This is a genomic window from Cohnella pontilimi (assembly GCF_005049045.1).
Lineage (GTDB): Bacteria > Bacillota > Bacilli > Paenibacillales > Paenibacillaceae > Cohnella > Cohnella pontilimi.
In genome coordinates this window covers 311460-326655 of the sequence record NZ_SUPK01000002.1, presented here as the reverse complement: position 1 = coordinate 326655, position 15196 = coordinate 311460, and the positions used below count along the sequence as shown (strand labels likewise).

The 15196-nt window shown below is 56.7% G+C and carries 17 protein-coding genes and 1 other annotated feature; of the genes, 15 read left to right on the top strand and 2 right to left on the bottom strand.

Going from position 1 to position 15196, the window contains the following annotated elements:
• The first annotated feature begins 26 nt into the window (after window positions 1–26).
• The 4 genes from ftsZ to sigG all read left to right on the top strand — a co-directional run bounded on the left by ftsZ (window position 27) and on the right by sigG (window position 3959).
• Window positions 27–1163 (top strand): cell division protein FtsZ, encoded by a 1137-nt coding sequence (gene ftsZ / locus E5161_RS05625; RefSeq protein ID WP_136776731.1) that lies wholly within the window; start codon window positions 27–29, stop codon window positions 1161–1163.
• 222 nt (window positions 1164–1385) lie between these two features.
• Window positions 1386–2348 carry a sigma-E processing peptidase SpoIIGA gene (locus E5161_RS05620; protein WP_136776730.1) on the top strand — a complete coding sequence of 321 codons (963 nt, stop codon included), beginning with the start codon at window positions 1386–1388 and terminating at the stop codon, window positions 2346–2348.
• A gap of 18 nt (window positions 2349–2366) precedes the next feature.
• Window positions 2367–3089: an RNA polymerase sporulation sigma factor SigE gene (gene sigE / locus E5161_RS05615; RefSeq protein ID WP_136776729.1), complete on the top strand. Its 723-nt coding sequence runs from the start codon at window positions 2367–2369 to the stop codon at window positions 3087–3089.
• A gap of 87 nt (window positions 3090–3176) precedes the next feature.
• Window positions 3177–3959, top strand: coding sequence for an RNA polymerase sporulation sigma factor SigG (gene sigG / locus E5161_RS05610; RefSeq protein ID WP_136776728.1), 783 nt, complete (start codon window positions 3177–3179; stop codon window positions 3957–3959).
• Here the strand turns inward: sigG and E5161_RS05605 are convergent.
• The gene (locus E5161_RS05605) at window positions 3949–4482 is read right to left on the bottom strand and encodes a hypothetical protein (protein ID WP_211246689.1); all 534 of its coding nucleotides are present in this window, start codon (window positions 4480–4482) and stop codon (window positions 3949–3951) included. The genes sigG and E5161_RS05605 overlap by 11 nt on opposite strands.
• A 239-nt stretch (window positions 4483–4721) precedes the next feature.
• Between E5161_RS05605 and E5161_RS05600 the strand changes: the two genes are divergently transcribed.
• The 9 genes from E5161_RS05600 to E5161_RS05560 all read left to right on the top strand — a co-directional run bounded on the left by E5161_RS05600 (window position 4722) and on the right by E5161_RS05560 (window position 12711).
• Window positions 4722–4997: a YlmC/YmxH family sporulation protein gene (locus E5161_RS05600; RefSeq protein WP_136776727.1), complete on the top strand. Its 276-nt coding sequence runs from the start codon at window positions 4722–4724 to the stop codon at window positions 4995–4997.
• A 64-nt stretch (window positions 4998–5061) separates the two neighbouring features.
• Complete coding sequence (gene pgeF / locus E5161_RS05595) at window positions 5062–5862, top strand: peptidoglycan editing factor PgeF (protein WP_136776726.1); 801 nt, start codon at window positions 5062–5064, stop codon at window positions 5860–5862.
• Between the two features lie 8 nt (window positions 5863–5870).
• Window positions 5871–6599: a YggS family pyridoxal phosphate-dependent enzyme gene (locus E5161_RS05590; protein WP_246042110.1), complete on the top strand. Its 729-nt coding sequence runs from the start codon at window positions 5871–5873 to the stop codon at window positions 6597–6599.
• A gap of 19 nt (window positions 6600–6618) precedes the next feature.
• A complete protein-coding gene (locus tag E5161_RS05585) occupies window positions 6619–7065 on the top strand; it encodes a cell division protein SepF (protein ID WP_136776724.1) in 447 nt (148 codons plus the stop codon).
• A gap of 7 nt (window positions 7066–7072) precedes the next feature.
• Window positions 7073–7351, top strand: a complete 279-nt coding sequence (locus E5161_RS05580) for a YggT family protein (RefSeq protein ID WP_246042109.1) — start codon at window positions 7073–7075, stop codon at window positions 7349–7351.
• A 3-nt stretch (window positions 7352–7354) separates the two neighbouring features.
• A complete protein-coding gene (locus E5161_RS05575; protein ID WP_136776723.1) occupies window positions 7355–8140 on the top strand; it encodes a YlmH family RNA-binding protein in 786 nt (261 codons plus the stop codon).
• Between the two features lie 81 nt (window positions 8141–8221).
• Entirely contained in the window at window positions 8222–8716 is a 495-nt protein-coding gene (locus tag E5161_RS05570; protein WP_136776722.1) for a DivIVA domain-containing protein, read from the top strand.
• A 133-nt stretch (window positions 8717–8849) separates the two neighbouring features.
• Window positions 8850–9117: a binding site (T-box leader), on the top strand.
• Window positions 9118–9165: 48 nt separating this feature from the next.
• Window positions 9166–12261 (top strand): isoleucine--tRNA ligase, encoded by a 3096-nt coding sequence (gene ileS, locus E5161_RS05565; protein WP_136776721.1) that lies wholly within the window; start codon window positions 9166–9168, stop codon window positions 12259–12261.
• A 126-nt stretch (window positions 12262–12387) separates the two neighbouring features.
• Entirely contained in the window at window positions 12388–12711 is a 324-nt protein-coding gene (locus E5161_RS05560) for a DUF5665 domain-containing protein (RefSeq protein ID WP_136776720.1), read from the top strand.
• Between the two features lie 7 nt (window positions 12712–12718).
• Here the strand turns inward: E5161_RS05560 and E5161_RS05555 are convergent, their stop codons facing one another.
• On the bottom strand, window positions 12719–13450 hold the full coding sequence (locus E5161_RS05555) for a TraR/DksA C4-type zinc finger protein (protein ID WP_136776719.1): 732 nt from the start codon (window positions 13448–13450) through the stop codon (window positions 12719–12721).
• 182 nt (window positions 13451–13632) lie between these two features.
• Here E5161_RS05555 and lspA point away from each other — a divergent pair, with 182 nt between their 5' ends.
• Both lspA and E5161_RS05545 read left to right on the top strand, forming a co-directional pair.
• Entirely contained in the window at window positions 13633–14163 is a 531-nt protein-coding gene (gene lspA, locus E5161_RS05550) for a signal peptidase II (RefSeq protein ID WP_136776718.1), read from the top strand.
• A complete protein-coding gene (locus E5161_RS05545; protein WP_136776717.1) occupies window positions 14120–15118 on the top strand; it encodes an RluA family pseudouridine synthase in 999 nt (332 codons plus the stop codon). Before lspA ends, E5161_RS05545 begins: the two co-directional genes overlap by 44 nt.
• The last annotated feature ends 78 nt before the right edge of the window (window positions 15119–15196 follow it).

The window sequence follows — 15196 nt, the reverse complement described above, 5'->3', positions numbered from 1 at the left end:
AGCGAAGCGAGGAGGAGTTTGGTATCATGTTGGAATTTGATTTTGAAATGGAACCGCTCGCGAAAATCAAAGTCATCGGTGTCGGTGGCGGCGGCAGCAATGCGGTAAACCGGATGATCGATAACGGCGTCAAAGGCGTCGAATTCATCACGGTCAACACCGACGCCCAGGCACTTCAACTTACGAAATCCGAACAAAAGCTTCAAATCGGGGACAAGCTCACCCGCGGTCTTGGCGCCGGCGCCAATCCGGAAGTCGGCAAAAAAGCTGCCGAAGAATCCCGGGAGTTTATTTTGAACACGCTGCGCGGCTCCGATATGGTGTTCGTAACTGCGGGCATGGGAGGCGGCACCGGCACTGGCGCGGCTCCCGTCATTGCGGAACTCGCGAAGGAGAGCGGCGCGCTGACCGTCGGCGTTGTAACCCGTCCTTTCACATTCGAAGGGCGTAAACGCTCGTCGCAAGCCGAGTTGGGCATCGAAGCGCTCAAAGAGAAAGTCGATACGCTGATCGTCATCCCGAACGACCGTTTGCTCGAGATTGTCGACAAAAAAACACCGATGCTTGAAGCGTTCCGCGTGGCGGACAACGTGCTTCTGCAAGCGGTGCAGGGAATCTCCGATTTGATCGCGGTTCCCGGCCTCATCAACCTTGACTTTGCCGACGTCAAAACGATCATGACCGAGCGCGGCTCCGCGCTGATGGGCATCGGACTCGCGACCGGCGAGAACCGCGCGACCGAAGCGGCCCGCAAGGCGATCATGAGCCCGCTGCTCGAAACGTCGATCGACGGCGCTCGCGGCGTCATCATGAACATCACGGGCGGCTCCAATCTGTCGCTGTATGAAGTGAATGAAGCGGCAGAGATCGTCATCGCGGCTTGCGATCCGGAAGTGAACATGATCTTCGGCGCGATTATCGACGACCATATGCGCGACGAAATCAAGGTGACGGTCATCGCCACCGGCTTCGAACACAAAGGTCCGACCCGCCGGCAAGCAGCGCCTATGCCGACGGACATACCGACTTCCTCCGGCACGGTTCCTCAGCAGCAGGAAGTACGTCCGGCAGGCAACCTTCGCCCATTCGGCAGCCAGAACCCGTCAAGCGACCAGCTCGACATTCCGGCCTTCCTACGCAACCGTCCTCGCGGCGACCGGTAAAACTTGACTTTGAAAGCACGATTGCCTTTGCGCAATCGTGCTTTTTTGGCTTTATTAAGCCCGCCGGCCCCCGAATCCCGACAGCCTTTTTCCTACAAAAATAGCCCGAAGAGGGCGGCAAGATTAGACAGACACCGGAAAAGAAAGCGATTATACTGGGTTCAATCCAACCCGGCCCCGATCCCGTAACAGATCTCCGGGCGGCAAAGGGCGGGGATTTCTATGATTGTATTTGTGGACCTCGTATTTTTCACCAACTTTGCGCTGGACGCCACGGTGCTGCTGGCTACGGCGAAAGTCCGAAAACTGAAGCCGCGGAAAAGGCGTGTGGCTGTCGCAGCCGCGGCAGGCGCCGCCTATGCCGTGGCGATGTTTTGGGCGGACGTTCCGTATTTGTACTCGCTGGGAGCAAAGGTGTTCGTCTCCCTTCTCATGGTACTGCTGTCGTTCGGTTACGGAGGGCCTCTGGCATTCCTCCGCAATTTCGGCGCCTTTTATATGGTCAATTTTGCCACGCTCGGAGGTGTGATCGGGCTGGGGTCGCTGCTTCGTTCGTGGAACGATTCCTCGGGCGCTTTGACCATCACGGAAAATGGCGGAATTATACTGGATTGGCATATGCATCTTGGCTTGTTCGCCGCTTCATTCTTCCTTTCGCTCCGTTTGTTCCATGGAACGACGGACATTCGCCGAAAGCGGAACGACACGGAGTCGCTTGTGTGGAAAGCCGAAGTTCGAATCGACGGTGCGAGCTGGTCCGTTCCGGCTTTGCTGGATACCGGGAACCGGTTGTATGACCCGCTCACCCGGACCCCGGTCATGATTTTGGAAGCATCGGTATGGGAAGGGCAGCTGCCGGCCGGATGGTGTACAAGGCTGCAGACCGAGTCCGCCGACCGGCTTGTCGCGGAACTGGATGAGTCGGCTTCCGCCTCTTTTGCCTGGATGGACCGGCTTCGACTGGTTCCTTACAGAGGAGTCAACGGTTCAACCCGGATGATGCTGGCGGTCAAGCCGGATGCTCTCGTGCTCTCCCGGGAAGGACATCCCCCCATAGAGGCCGCGCGCGTGCTGATCGGGCTCGACGGCGGCACTTTGTCGTCGGACCGGACGTACCGAGCCATTCTCCATCCGGAATTGGTATCTGCCGGGCAGGAAATCCCGGCACCATCACAGCCCGCCTAACAGGAGGTCTTGCCGTTCATGTTCGTGAAATGGAAATTGGTTGCCCAGCTGTCACTGTACCGGGTACTGCTCCGGCTCGGCTGGAAAAGCGAGGAAGTGTATTATATCGGGGGAAGCGAGGCGCTGCCGCCCCCGCTCAGCCGGGAAGAAGAAGAGTATTTGCTGGAGCGTCTCCCTTCCGGAGACGCCGCGATCCGGGCCATGCTCATCGAGAGGAATTTGAGGCTCGTCGTATATATCGCCCGCAAATTCGAAAATACCGGCATTCATATCGAAGACCTGGTGTCCATCGGCGCCATCGGGCTCATCAAGGCCGTCAATACGTTCGATCCGGAAAAAAAAATTAAACTGGCCACGTATGCTTCGCGCTGCATCGAGAACGAGATTTTGATGTACTTGCGGCGCAACAGTAAAACGAGAACGGAAGTATCGTTCGACGAGCCGCTGAATATCGACTGGGACGGAAACGAACTGCTGCTGTCGGACGTGCTCGGCACCGAAAACGACACGATCTACCGCAACATCGAAGAGCAGGTGGACCGGAAACTGCTGCATAAGGCGCTCGACAAGCTGAGCGAGCGGGAACGCACCATCATGGAGCTGCGGTTCGGCCTTGCGGACGGCGAAGAGAAGACCCAGAAAGATGTGGCGGACCTGCTCGGTATCTCGCAATCCTACATCTCGCGCCTGGAAAAACGGATCATCAAACGGCTGCGCAAGGAGTTCAACAAAATGGTTTGAGCGGTAATGGGTCTGGCCGATTTCTGGAATAAAAACCCCTTCCCCGGAGATACTTGACAATAACGTTGCACCCCGGGAGGAATCGCATTGACCCGCAACAAAGTGGAAATTTGTGGAGTGGACACCTCTAAGCTACCAGTCCTCACCAACGCCGAAATGAGGGAACTGTTTCTCGCTCTGCAAACCCGTGGTGAATGGGAAGCCCGGGAGAAACTGGTCAATGGGAATTTACGGCTTGTCCTGAGCGTTATCCAGCGGTTCAACAACCGCGGAGAGTATGTGGACGACCTGTTTCAAGTCGGGTGCATCGGGCTGATGAAAGCGATCGATAACTTCGACCTCGGCCAAAACGTTCGATTTTCAACTTACGCCGTTCCGATGATTATCGGAGAAATTCGCCGGTATTTGAGGGACAACAATCCGATCCGCGTATCCCGCAGCTTGCGGGACATCGCCTATAAGGCGCTGCAGATCCGGGATCAGCTGACCAATTTACATTCCCGGGAACCGACGATTATGGAAATTTCCGAAGCGCTGAACGTACCCAAGGAAGATATCGTGTTTGCGCTCGATGCGATTCAGGACCCCGTATCGCTTTTCGAACCGATCTATCATGACGGCGGCGATCCGATTTATGTGATGGACCAAATCAGCGACGAACGGAACAAGGATATCCAATGGATTGAGGAAATCGCGCTTCGGGAGGCGATGAGAAAGCTGGGCGACCGGGAAAAAATGATTTTGTCCATGCGTTTTTTTGAAGGGAAGACGCAGATGGAAGTGGCCGATGAAATCGGCATCTCGCAAGCACAAGTATCCCGTCTGGAGAAGTCGGCGATTCAGCAAATGCAAAAACACGTCAAAACGTAAAGCAGCGGGCCCTGAAGGGCCCGCTTTTGCGTTGTGCCGGGTGTAGCGGGAAATTAGTCTTCCAGTCCAGGCATACCGCCAGGGAATCCGCCCGGGAAGCCGCCAGGCATACCGCCGGGGAAGCCACCGGGGAAGCCGCCAGGCATACCGCCGGGGAAGCCGCCAGGGAACCCGCCAGGCATACCGCCGGGGAAGCCACCGGGGAAGCCGCCAGGGAATCCGCCCGGGAAGCCGCCGGGGAAGCCGCCAGGCATACCGCCGGGGAAGCCGCCAGGCATACCGCCGGGGAAGCCGCCAGGGAACCCGCCAGGCATACCGCCAGGGAAGCCACCGGGGAATCCGCCAGGGAATCCGCCAGGCATACCGCCAGGGAAGCCACCGGGGAAGCCGCCAGGCATACCGCCCGGGAAGCCGCCAGGCATACCGCCGGGGAAGCCGCCGGGGAAGCCGCCAGGCATGCCGCCGGGGAATCCTCCCGGGAAGCCGCCAGGGAATCCGCCAGGGAAGCCGCCAGGTATTCCACCGGGAAGACCTCCGGGAAGTCCACCCGGAAGACCGCCGGGAATTTGTTGACCAGGGGTAAGTGCCACTGTGAAAAAACCTCCTTGAGCATGAGATGATAACACAGTATTCAGAATGGGCGAATCGTGATACTTGCCCGGAGGATATGGGCGTTTACCCGAAATTGCCGCAGCTTCGGACACTTTTTCGGGCCGGGCTCATATATTGAGTGGTAGGCAACAGCGGACGGAGGGGATGGGCGTGAAAATATCCGATTTCCAAACGAAGGACGTCATCAACATCGTCGACGGCAAAAAGCTCGGGCAGATCAGCGATCTGGAGCTGGATCTCCGGCAGGGACGGATCGATTCGATCGTTGTGCCCACTGCCACACGCTTGTTCGGCATGTTCGGAGGCGGCAACGACGTGGTCATCCCTTGGCGCAATATCGTCAAAATCGGTGCGGATGTAGTGCTGGTTCGGCTGGACGACGCCAAACCGTACCGCAGCGAAGAACGTGAGCCGGCCGCTCGATAGTAGGGCATCTGTTTCTTCCGGTATCCGCGCCGGGTATGTTACACTGTGTGCGGAGGTGAAGCGGATGGAAGCATTCAAGCTCCCCGGTGCGGATGAGGAACAGGCCGGTCTGCTCAGGCTTGGCTTGCATCAAGAATGGGATGAAGTAACGGCCGGGTTCACGACCCGCGACGCCGGCAACACTGCGCTTCACGTAGGAGACGACCTGATTTCCGTGATCGAGAGACGCCGCTCTGTCGCGGACCGGTTAGGATGGGACTTTGCCGCATGGACATGCGCCGAGCAGGTCCATGGAACCCACGTTTATACCGTCCGCAAAACCGATGCCGGCCGCGGCTCGTTGGATCGAGCGTCCGCTGTTCCGGACGCCGATGCTTTGATCACCGACGAGCCGGACATTCTTTTGGTGCAATATTTTGCGGATTGCGTGCCATTATATTTTCTTGATCCCGTGACTGGAGCCATGGGACTGGCCCATGCCGGTTGGAAGGGCACCGTGGCGAATATCGCCGGGCAGACCGTGAGCAAAATGAGCGAAGCTTTCGGCGCGAAGCCGGACAATTTGATCGCGGCAATCGGCCCGTCGATCGGCGATTGCTGCTACGAGGTGGATGAGGCTGTCATCCGGCGTGTCCGCCCTATTTCGGAACAATCCGATGTCCTTATGCCGACGGCCGAAGGAAAGGCGCGGCTTGACTTGAAACAATTAAACCGACACCTTATGATAAAAGCAGGAATTTTGCCGAGCCGCATCGAAATGTCATCATGGTGCACCGGTTGTCGAACGGATCTGTTTTTCTCCCATCGCATGGAGAACGGAGCGACAGGCCGGATGATGAGCTGGCTGGGCAGGAAATCGAGGTGAGCGTTTCCGTGACGCAGCAAAGTCGTTTGCGGGACGTGGAAGCGAGACTGGCAGCCGCATGTGCCAGAAGCGGACGCCGGCGGGAAGACGTGCAAATCATCGCCGTCACCAAGTATGTGTCCGCGGCAACTGCCGCTGCGGCGGTACAGGCGGGGGTCCGTCATATCGGAGAGAACCGTTGGCCGGATGCGAAGGCCAAATGGGACACGCTGAAGGGACAGGCCATCTTCCACTACATAGGATCGCTGCAGACGAATAAGGTGAAAGACGTTGTCGGCCGTTTCGACTACATTCATTCGCTGGATCGGCTTTCGCTGGCGGAAGCGATCCATAAAAAAGCGGATTCGCTCGGAATGGACGTGCCCTGTTTCATTCAGGTGAACGTGTCGGGAGAGGAATCGAAGCACGGACTCGAACCGGACCGCGTGCGGGAATTTCTCGGTCAATTGACCTCTTTGCCAAGGATTCGGCCAATCGGACTCATGACCATGGCGCCGTACGAAGCGGAGCCTGAACATACTCGTTCCGTTTTCCGCGCTTTAAGGGAGCTGCGGGATCAACTGAATCGGGAATCGGCTGCCGTTTCTCCATTAACCGAGCTTTCGATGGGCATGTCGAACGATTTTGAAGTGGCGGTAGAGGAAGGCGCGACATGGGTGCGTTTGGGAACCGTCTTGGTAGGGAAAGAAGAGATAGGGGCAATTGATGCCGTTCCTTCCGCGGATGGGGACGGTTAAGCCTGGGGAGGGGACAACCATGAGTGTGATGAACCGTTTTTTAAACTATTTGGGCCTTCAGGAAGAAGAAGTCCAAGAGCGCGAACGCTACGCGGCAGCCGAGGAGCAAGAAATTGAAACCCCGGCTTTCGAGCCGCGTAAAAATGGGGGAAAGAACAACGTAGTCAGCATTCACTCCCAGAAGTCCGCCCGCGTGGTTTTGACGGAGCCCCGCACTTACGACGAAGCGCAAGAAATCGCCGATCAGCTGAAAAGCCGCCGTTCCGTTGTCGTGAACCTGCAGCGGATCCGCCGCGATCAAGCGATTCGAATCGTCGATTTTTTGAGCGGCACCGTATACGCACTCGGCGGCCACATTTCCAAGCTTGGACCCGACATATTCCTCTGCACGCCGGATTCCGTCGAAGTATCGGGCACCATCACGGAAATGCTCTCGGAGGAAGCCGAATACCCCAAAATGAGGTGACTCCGGATTGACGCAATTTGAAAATTATATTTTAACTGTTGAGATGGTTTATCGATATATTCTTGTGATTTACATCATTACTTCTTGGCTGCCATCGGTGCGAGAGAGTGCAGTGGGCGAATTCTTGGGCAAGCTTTCCGAGCCTTATTTGCGTCCTTTCCGCAGGATCATTCCGCCCCTCGGCGGCGTATTGGACATTTCGCCGATTATCGCGTTGATCGCTCTTCATTATGCAACTGTCGGCTTAATTACCGTTATCGAACTCATTGGCGCGGCAGGTAAGTGACGTATGCCGCATCAGGAGATTTACGAGCATTTTCACCCGGACGAAAAGGCATTTGTGGACCGCGCCTGGGAATGGGTCGAACGAGCCGCCGAACGTCATGAGACGAAGCGGACCGATTTTCTCGACCCCCGCCAGGCGCATGTTTTGTTTGCGCTGGCGAAACGGCATCCGGACGCGGCTATCCGGCTCGACGGCGGCTATGCGGGTGCCGAGCGGAAACGCGCGATCATTGCGCCGGACTATCGCCCGCTGGATGCGGAAGATATGGGAATCGCGGTGCTCGACATCACCTCGGACGATCGCCGGATTTCGGAGTTGGATCACGGGGATTATTTGGGAGCGCTGCTCGGACTGGGCATTAAGCGGGACAAAATCGGCGACCTGCATGTGAGGGATGATGGCTGCCACGCGTTAATCGCCGAAGAAATCGCCGTTTTTATAACCGGGCAAATGAGACAGGCACACCGTGTGGAAGTGTCCGTTGGTGTGCTGCCGTTGCCGCAGCTTCGCGAAGTTGCGCAAACGTTAGAGGAGCAGGTATTGTCGGTTGCATCTCTTCGCCTCGACGGCATCGCAAGCGACGTTTTCCGGTTAAGCCGGACGAAAATCGTGGAGCCGATTCGCGCAGGGCGGTGCCGCGTCAATTGGAAAACGGAAGAAAACCCGTCGACTCCGCTGCGCGCAGGTGATGTGGTGTCGATGAAAGGCTTTGGGCGATTTAAACTGCTCGAGGTGGAAGGCGTGTCAAAAAGCGGCAGAACCCGAGTTCGCATCGGTAAATTTATGTAGCAACTTAGAAGGATTTCCGCGGTTTTCGTCGAATTGACTGAAAGAACAAGCCTAACGCGGATACCACGAGGAGGTAACCCAATGCCACTTTCGCCATTGGACATCCATAACAAAGAATTCAGCCGCCGGCTGCGCGGATATGACGAAGATGAAGTGAACGAGTTTCTCGATCAGATCATCAAGGACTACGAGGCTCTGATCCGCGAGAACAAAGAGCTGCAGACGCAAATCTCGACTTCGCAAGAGAAGCTGGGTCATTTCACCAACATCGAAGAGACGCTCAGCAAGACGATCATCGTCGCGCAGGAAGCGGCGGATGAGCTCAAGAACAATGCCAAGAAAGAAGCCCAGCTCATCGTGAAGGAAGCAGAGAAGAACGCCGACCGGATCATCAACGATTCTCTCGCGAAGTCGCGTAAAGTGGCTCTGGAAGTGGAAGAGCTCAAGAAGCAAGCGGCCATTTACCGTGCGCGTTTCCGCGCATTGGTGGAGACGCAGCTGGAAATTCTGAGCGCGGATGGCTGGGATGCTCTGGAAACCCGCGAATCCCGCGAGCCGAGAGAGCTCGAGGCTTAATCTCGAACCGAATATTCGATGAATGAGCTGTTCGAGCGGATTATATCCGCTTCGAGCGGCTTTTTTTGAGCGAGACGCCCCATTTGACAAATGGCGCGTGACGCCGTATAACAGGAAGTAGCATCATTTTCAAGTAACGTCGAAGACGGGAACACGAAGCGGGAATCCGATCCCAGAGAGTTGGCGGCTGGTGCAAGCCAATGTTCGGACCGGCGGAACATCATCCCCGAGACGCCTTTTCGAACTTCCGGATGCATGACCGGAACAGTAGCGAAGGCCGGCTTTCCACCGTTAACCGGAACTTTGATCGAGTGCCGTTGCGACCGGCCCGGATGCCTAAGTGCGCCTGGACTGACGAGAACGGAACAAGGGTGGTACCGCGAGCACGCCTCGTCCCTTCCATGGGATGGGGCTTTTTTAATTTTCCAATTGAAAGGATTGAAACTGCCATGCGCCGCGTGGATGTCAAAGAACGGGCCAGAGCCCGCGAACAGCGCGTTTTGGAACAATGGAACCGTGAGGACACGTTCCGCCAGTCGATCGAGAACCGCAATGGAAAGCCTGATTTCGTCTTTTACGAAGGACCTCCGACGGCCAACGGCAAGCCGCATATCGGGCACGTGCTCGGCCGCGTCATCAAAGATTTCGTCAGCCGCTACAAAACGATGTCGGGCTACCGCGTCATCCGCAAAGCCGGCTGGGACACGCACGGTCTGCCGGTCGAATTGGGCGTCGAGAAGCAGCTCGGTATTTCCGGCAAACAAGAAATCGAGAATTACGGCATTGAGCCGTTCATCAAAAAATGTAAAGAGAGCGTCTTCGAATATGAGCGCCAGTGGCGCGAATTGACGGAAGCGATCGGCTACTGGACCGATTTGGACGATCCGTATATCACGCTGAAAAATGACTACATCGAGAGTGTATGGCACATTTTGGCGACGATCCACGACAAAGGGCTGCTGTACCGCGGTCACCGTGTTAGCCCCTATTGTCCCGATTGCCAAACGACGCTGAGCTCGCATGAAGTGGCGCAAGGCTATGAAGACGTGAAGGACCTTACCGCAACCGCCAAGTTCCGTTTAAAGGACACCGGCGAGTTTATGCTGGCCTGGACGACGACCCCTTGGACGCTTCCGGCCAACGTCGGCCTGGCGGTCAACCCGGAGATCGAATATGTGAAAGTTCGCCAAGACGGCGCAACGTATATTTTGGCGGGTACACTCGTTGAGAAAGTGATCAAAGGCGATTACGAGACGATTGGCTCCGTTAAAGGCCGGGAACTTGTGGGCTTGAGCTACGAGCCGGTGTTCCCGTACGGCAACGGTCTGCAAGGCGCTTTCCGCGTCATTGGCGCCGACTACGTTACGGATGCCAGCGGGACCGGGATCGTGCACATTTCTCCGGCGCACGGCGACGAAGACTACAAAGCCGCTCAACGCCACGGCTTGCCGATGCTCATGGTCGTCAACGGGCAAGGCAAGTACACCGACCAAGTGACGGATTTGGCGGGCCGTTTCGTGAAGGATTGCGACGTGGATATCGTCAAAATGCTTTCGGAGCGCGGTCTGCTGTATCACAAAGAAAAAGTGGAGCACAGCTATCCGTTCTGCTGGCGCTGCAAAACGCCGCTGCTCTATTATGCGACCGAGAGCTGGTTCATCCGCACGACGGCCGTCAAAGATCAGCTGATCGCCAACAACAAGACGATCGCTTGGTATCCGGAGCATTTGCGCGACGGCCGGTTCGGCAAGTTCCTCGAGGATTTGGTGGACTGGAACATCAGCCGCAACCGTTATTGGGGAACGCCGCTGAACGTCTGGGTTTGCGAAAGCTGCGGCAAGGAGAAGGCTCCGCACAGCCACGCGGAGCTGCGCTCTCTGGCGGTCGGCAGCGTGCCCGAAGACCTCGAGCTGCACAAGCCGTACGTCGACGAAGTTCACCTTCGCTGCGAGTGCGGCGGTACCATGAATCGGACGCCGGAAGTGATCGACGTCTGGTTCGACAGCGGCTCGATGCCTTTCGCGCAGTATCATCATCCGTTCGAAAATGAGGAGAAATTCCACCAGCAATATCCGGCGGACTTCATTTGCGAAGGCATCGACCAGACGCGGGGATGGTTCTTCAGCCTGCTGGCGGTATCGACGCTGTACAACGGGAAGGCGCCTTATAAATCGGTCATCTCCACCGGCCACGTGCTGGATGAGAACGGCCAAAAAATGAGCAAATCCAAAGGGAACGTCATCGACCCTTGGGAGATTATCAACGAATTCGGAACGGACGCGTTCCGCTGGGCGCTGCTGGCGGACAGCGCGCCTTGGAACAGCAAACGTTTCTCCAAAGGCATCGTGGCCGAAGCGAAGTCCAAAGTGATCGATACGTTGGTGAACACCCATGCGTTCTACGCGTTGTATGCCGACATCGACGGGTTCAACCCTGCGGAGCATCCGAACAAAGGCACAGGCAACAAGCTGGACCGCTGGATTTTGTCACGGTTGAGCACGCTTGCCGGAGAAGTGAAAAACGGTCTCGACGCCAACGATTTCCTAAATCCGGCCAGAGCCATCGAACAATTTATCGACGAATTATCGAACTGGTACGTACGCCGCTCGCGCGATCGTTTCTGGGGCAGCGGACTGAGCGCCGACAAAGTGGCGGCCTACCACACGCTCCGGGATGTACTGCTGAACTTGTCCCGCATGATTGCTCCCTATATCCCGTTCGTAGCGGAAGATATTTATGGCAATTTGAACGGAGAAGGAAGCGTGCATTTGGCGGATTTCCCGACACCGGACGTATCGGCGATCGACCCTGGGCTGGAACGGGACATGGCGGCCGTCCGCGCGGTGGTGGAGCTGGCCCGCAACGTGCGCAACGAATCCGGCATCAAGACACGCCAACCGTTGTCCGAGCTTCTCGTATCGCTTTCCGGCGATTTCGATCTTGCCGGTTACGAGGACATCGTCATGGACGAAATCAATGTGAAGCGCATTAACCGGGTGTCCGACGAGAGCGGGTTCGTGACCTTTAACCTGAAGCTGAATCTGAAGATCGGCGGCAAAAAATACGGCAAAAACGTCGGGCCGATCCAGCAGTCACTGAAATCGCTGACGGCGGAACAAGCGCGCGGCGTGGTGGAGCGGGGCGTATTATCGTTCACTTCTCCGGACGGTGAGGCGCTCGAAATTCCGCTGGAAGAGCTTCTGGTGGAGAAGGAAGCCAAATCAGGCTTCGCGTCCGCATCCGGCAGCGGCATTACCGTCGCGCTGAATACGGAAATCACTCCGGAGCTGGAACAAGAGGGTTTGGTTCGGGAAGTGATCCGGGCCGTTCAGGATACCCGCAAAAAAATGAACCTGCCGATTGAGCTGCGCGTGAATCTGCTGCTCGACGTCGACGCCGAAACGGAAGCCGCGCTGCGCGCATTCCCGCAGGTGTTGAGAGAGAACGTGCTGGTTAACGAAGTGTCATACGGCAAAGCGGAAGGTATGGAAAGACTGCAGGCGGGAGACCGCGAAATCGGTTTGAAGATCTCCACGCAAGCATAATTTACGCACGGAACGCGCAAACCAAATAAGAGCCAACACGAAAAGACGAGCTCCGTCCGCGGAGGCCGGCCTGCACAAGGCCGATCCTCAGGCGGGAGCTCGTTTTTCTTACGGAGGTGCACGCCCATGAGCGATTCCGAAACCGACGATCACGTGACCCGTATTGTCAGCCGTTTATCCGACAAAATCGAGAACTTTGCCCTTGTCATTGAGAAAGCGCGGCTGCACGAGTATGCGGAATTGACGGTGCATCCTTGGAAGCTGATCCTGCGGAATATTCTGTATGGAACGGCTAGGGGCGTCGGAATCGCGATCGGATTTACGTTTTTCGCCGCCACGATTGTGTGGCTGCTGCAAATGCTGGGCAAGCTGAATCTCCCGATCGTCGGGGATTACATCGCCGACATTGTAAGGATCGTGTATCGCCAGCTGGAGATCAGGCCGTATTAGACCCGGTTTATCGTTCGTACTCCAGCTCGTCCGGCTCCAGCATATGGTCGCCTTCCTGACCATCCAAGTAACGATAATATTCGCGGTTCCGAACGACCGAGACACGGCTGCCCGTAATATCGGTCGCCAAGAAGCTCTCGATCGCTTCCACGAATCCTTCGTTCTCTCCGGATTCGATGTGCATCGAATCGTAATCTTCGACGTGGTTGTTTTCGGACATCGCCGGGCTGTTGGAATTCCCCCAGGAGGAAACGATTTGCCAAGCATCCTCGCCGTCGAAACCGGTGAACGACTCTTCGTCCTTGTCGGTCCGTCCGAAAGGCTTCCAGAGGATGAACTCTTCGATCGGACGGCGCAGCGAAACGTCTTGACGCGGCTCATGCTCCACGCAGTGGTCCGCGCTGGGCATCGCCTCGAGTCGTTCCAGCGGAATAAATTTGCCGCATTCCTTGCAGCGTCCGTATTCTCCCGTATCCATCCGTTCCAGGGCGGCGCTGATTCTGAGCATGCGGAAAGCGTCCTTCTCGAGCAGCGCCAAATCTTTGCTGCGCTCGTACGTTTCGGTGCCCAAATCGCCCGGGTGGTTGTCATAAGCGGACAGCTCGTCGATCGATTCGCGGAGCGTCGTGGAAAGCTGATAATGATCGTTTCGGCGCATGCGCTCTTCCAGTTCGCTCTGTTCCTGCAGCAGCCGCCGGCGCAAAGCTTGGATGCGCTCCTCGTTCAGCGGTTGGTTCATCACGGTCCCCTCCTTCGCGTGCTATCCCCTAGTTTTCTCCCCCTGTCCCTGTTTTACATGCGGGCGGTGAGGGCAAGTGCGGCCATTTCTGTCGCATTTTGCATCCCTTCATGGACGCTTGTTCCGGCAATATGATAAAATGGGCACGTTGGAAAACTGGCAGAGAGGGCGGAAAAAAACCGATGCAACGACGAGTTTGGCCTCTGTGGGCTTATTATGCGGTGGCAGCTGCCGTATTTTTGATCGATTTCTTCACCAAAAAGATCGTCGAGCGCACGATGGAGCTGAATGAACGGATTGAAGTAATCGGCAATTTCTTCATCCTAACTTCCATTCGCAACCGCGGAGCCGCATTCGGCATTCTGCAGGAGCAGCGCTTGTTCTTTCTTGCGATCACCATCGCAGTGGTCTCCGCCATCATTTGGTATTTTCAACACTCGTATCGTTCCGGGCGTCCGCTGCTCATGATTTCGCTCGCGATGATCCTGGGCGGAGCCGTCGGCAACTTCCTGGACCGCGCTTTACACGGGGAAGTGGTGGACTTTTTGCAATTCAATTTCGGAAGCTATACGTTTCCGATCTTTAATCTGGCCGATACCGGCATCTGCGTAGGAGTGGCGCTCGTCATCCTGGATTCCGTGCTATCGTCCAAACAGGAGAAGCATACCAATGACAACGGAGAATCAAACCGGGAAGAACAACAAACCGTCTGAAGTGCCGGACGCCTTGGCTCGCGAGGACGGAGACGGGCTGCTGGAATGGATCGTTTCGACCGGGCAAGCGGGAGAACGTGCGGACAAGCATGTGACGGACGCACTCGCGGAGCTTAGCGTCTCCCGTTCTCAAGTTCAGGAGTGGATCCGCACAGGTGCGGTGACCGTCAACGGCCAAGCGGTGAAAGCGAACGCGAAGGTGCAGGAAGGCGACAGCATCGTCGTTGAAATCCCGGAGCCGGAGCCTCTGGAGGCGATTCCGGAAAATATTCCGCTGGATATCGTGTACGAGGACCAAGATGTGATTGTCATCAACAAACCGCGCGGCATGGTCGTGCATCCGGCCGTCGGTCATTCGTCCGGCACGGTGGTCAACGCCTTGCTGTATCACTGCAAGGATCTGTCCGGCATCAACGGCGTTAAGCGGCCGGGTATCGTGCACCGGATCGATAAAGACACGTCCGGCCTGCTCATGGCCGCCAAGAACGACTTGGCACACATATCGCTGGCGGAGCAATTAAAGGCCCATACGGTAAACCGCCGTTATTCGGCGCTTGTGTACGGCGTGCTCCCGCATGACCGCGGAACGATCGACGCCCCGCTCGGACGAGATCCGCACGACCGCAAGCTGTTTACTGTAACCGATAAAGGCGGGAAGAGGGCCGTAACGCATTTTGCGGTCACGGAGCGTTTCGACGATTACACACTCGTGGAATTGAAGTTGGAAACGGGCAGGACGCATCAAATCCGTGTCCATATGAAGTACATCGGCCATCCGCTGGTAGGGGACCCTGTCTACGGAGGAAGAGCCGGGCGCACGCTCGGCATGAGCGGCCAAGCGCTCCATGCCGGCGTGCTCGGATTTGTGCATCCCCGTACGGGGAAAGAGATGGAATTCGAAGTGCCGATTCCCGCCGATATGGAGCACGCTTTGAACATATTGCGCACCCGCTGACGAGTTTTTCCATGGGGCTGCCGACTGTAATTTCTGCAAATGATCGGCGTGAAAATCCATGGCGGTTCACTTGCCCCT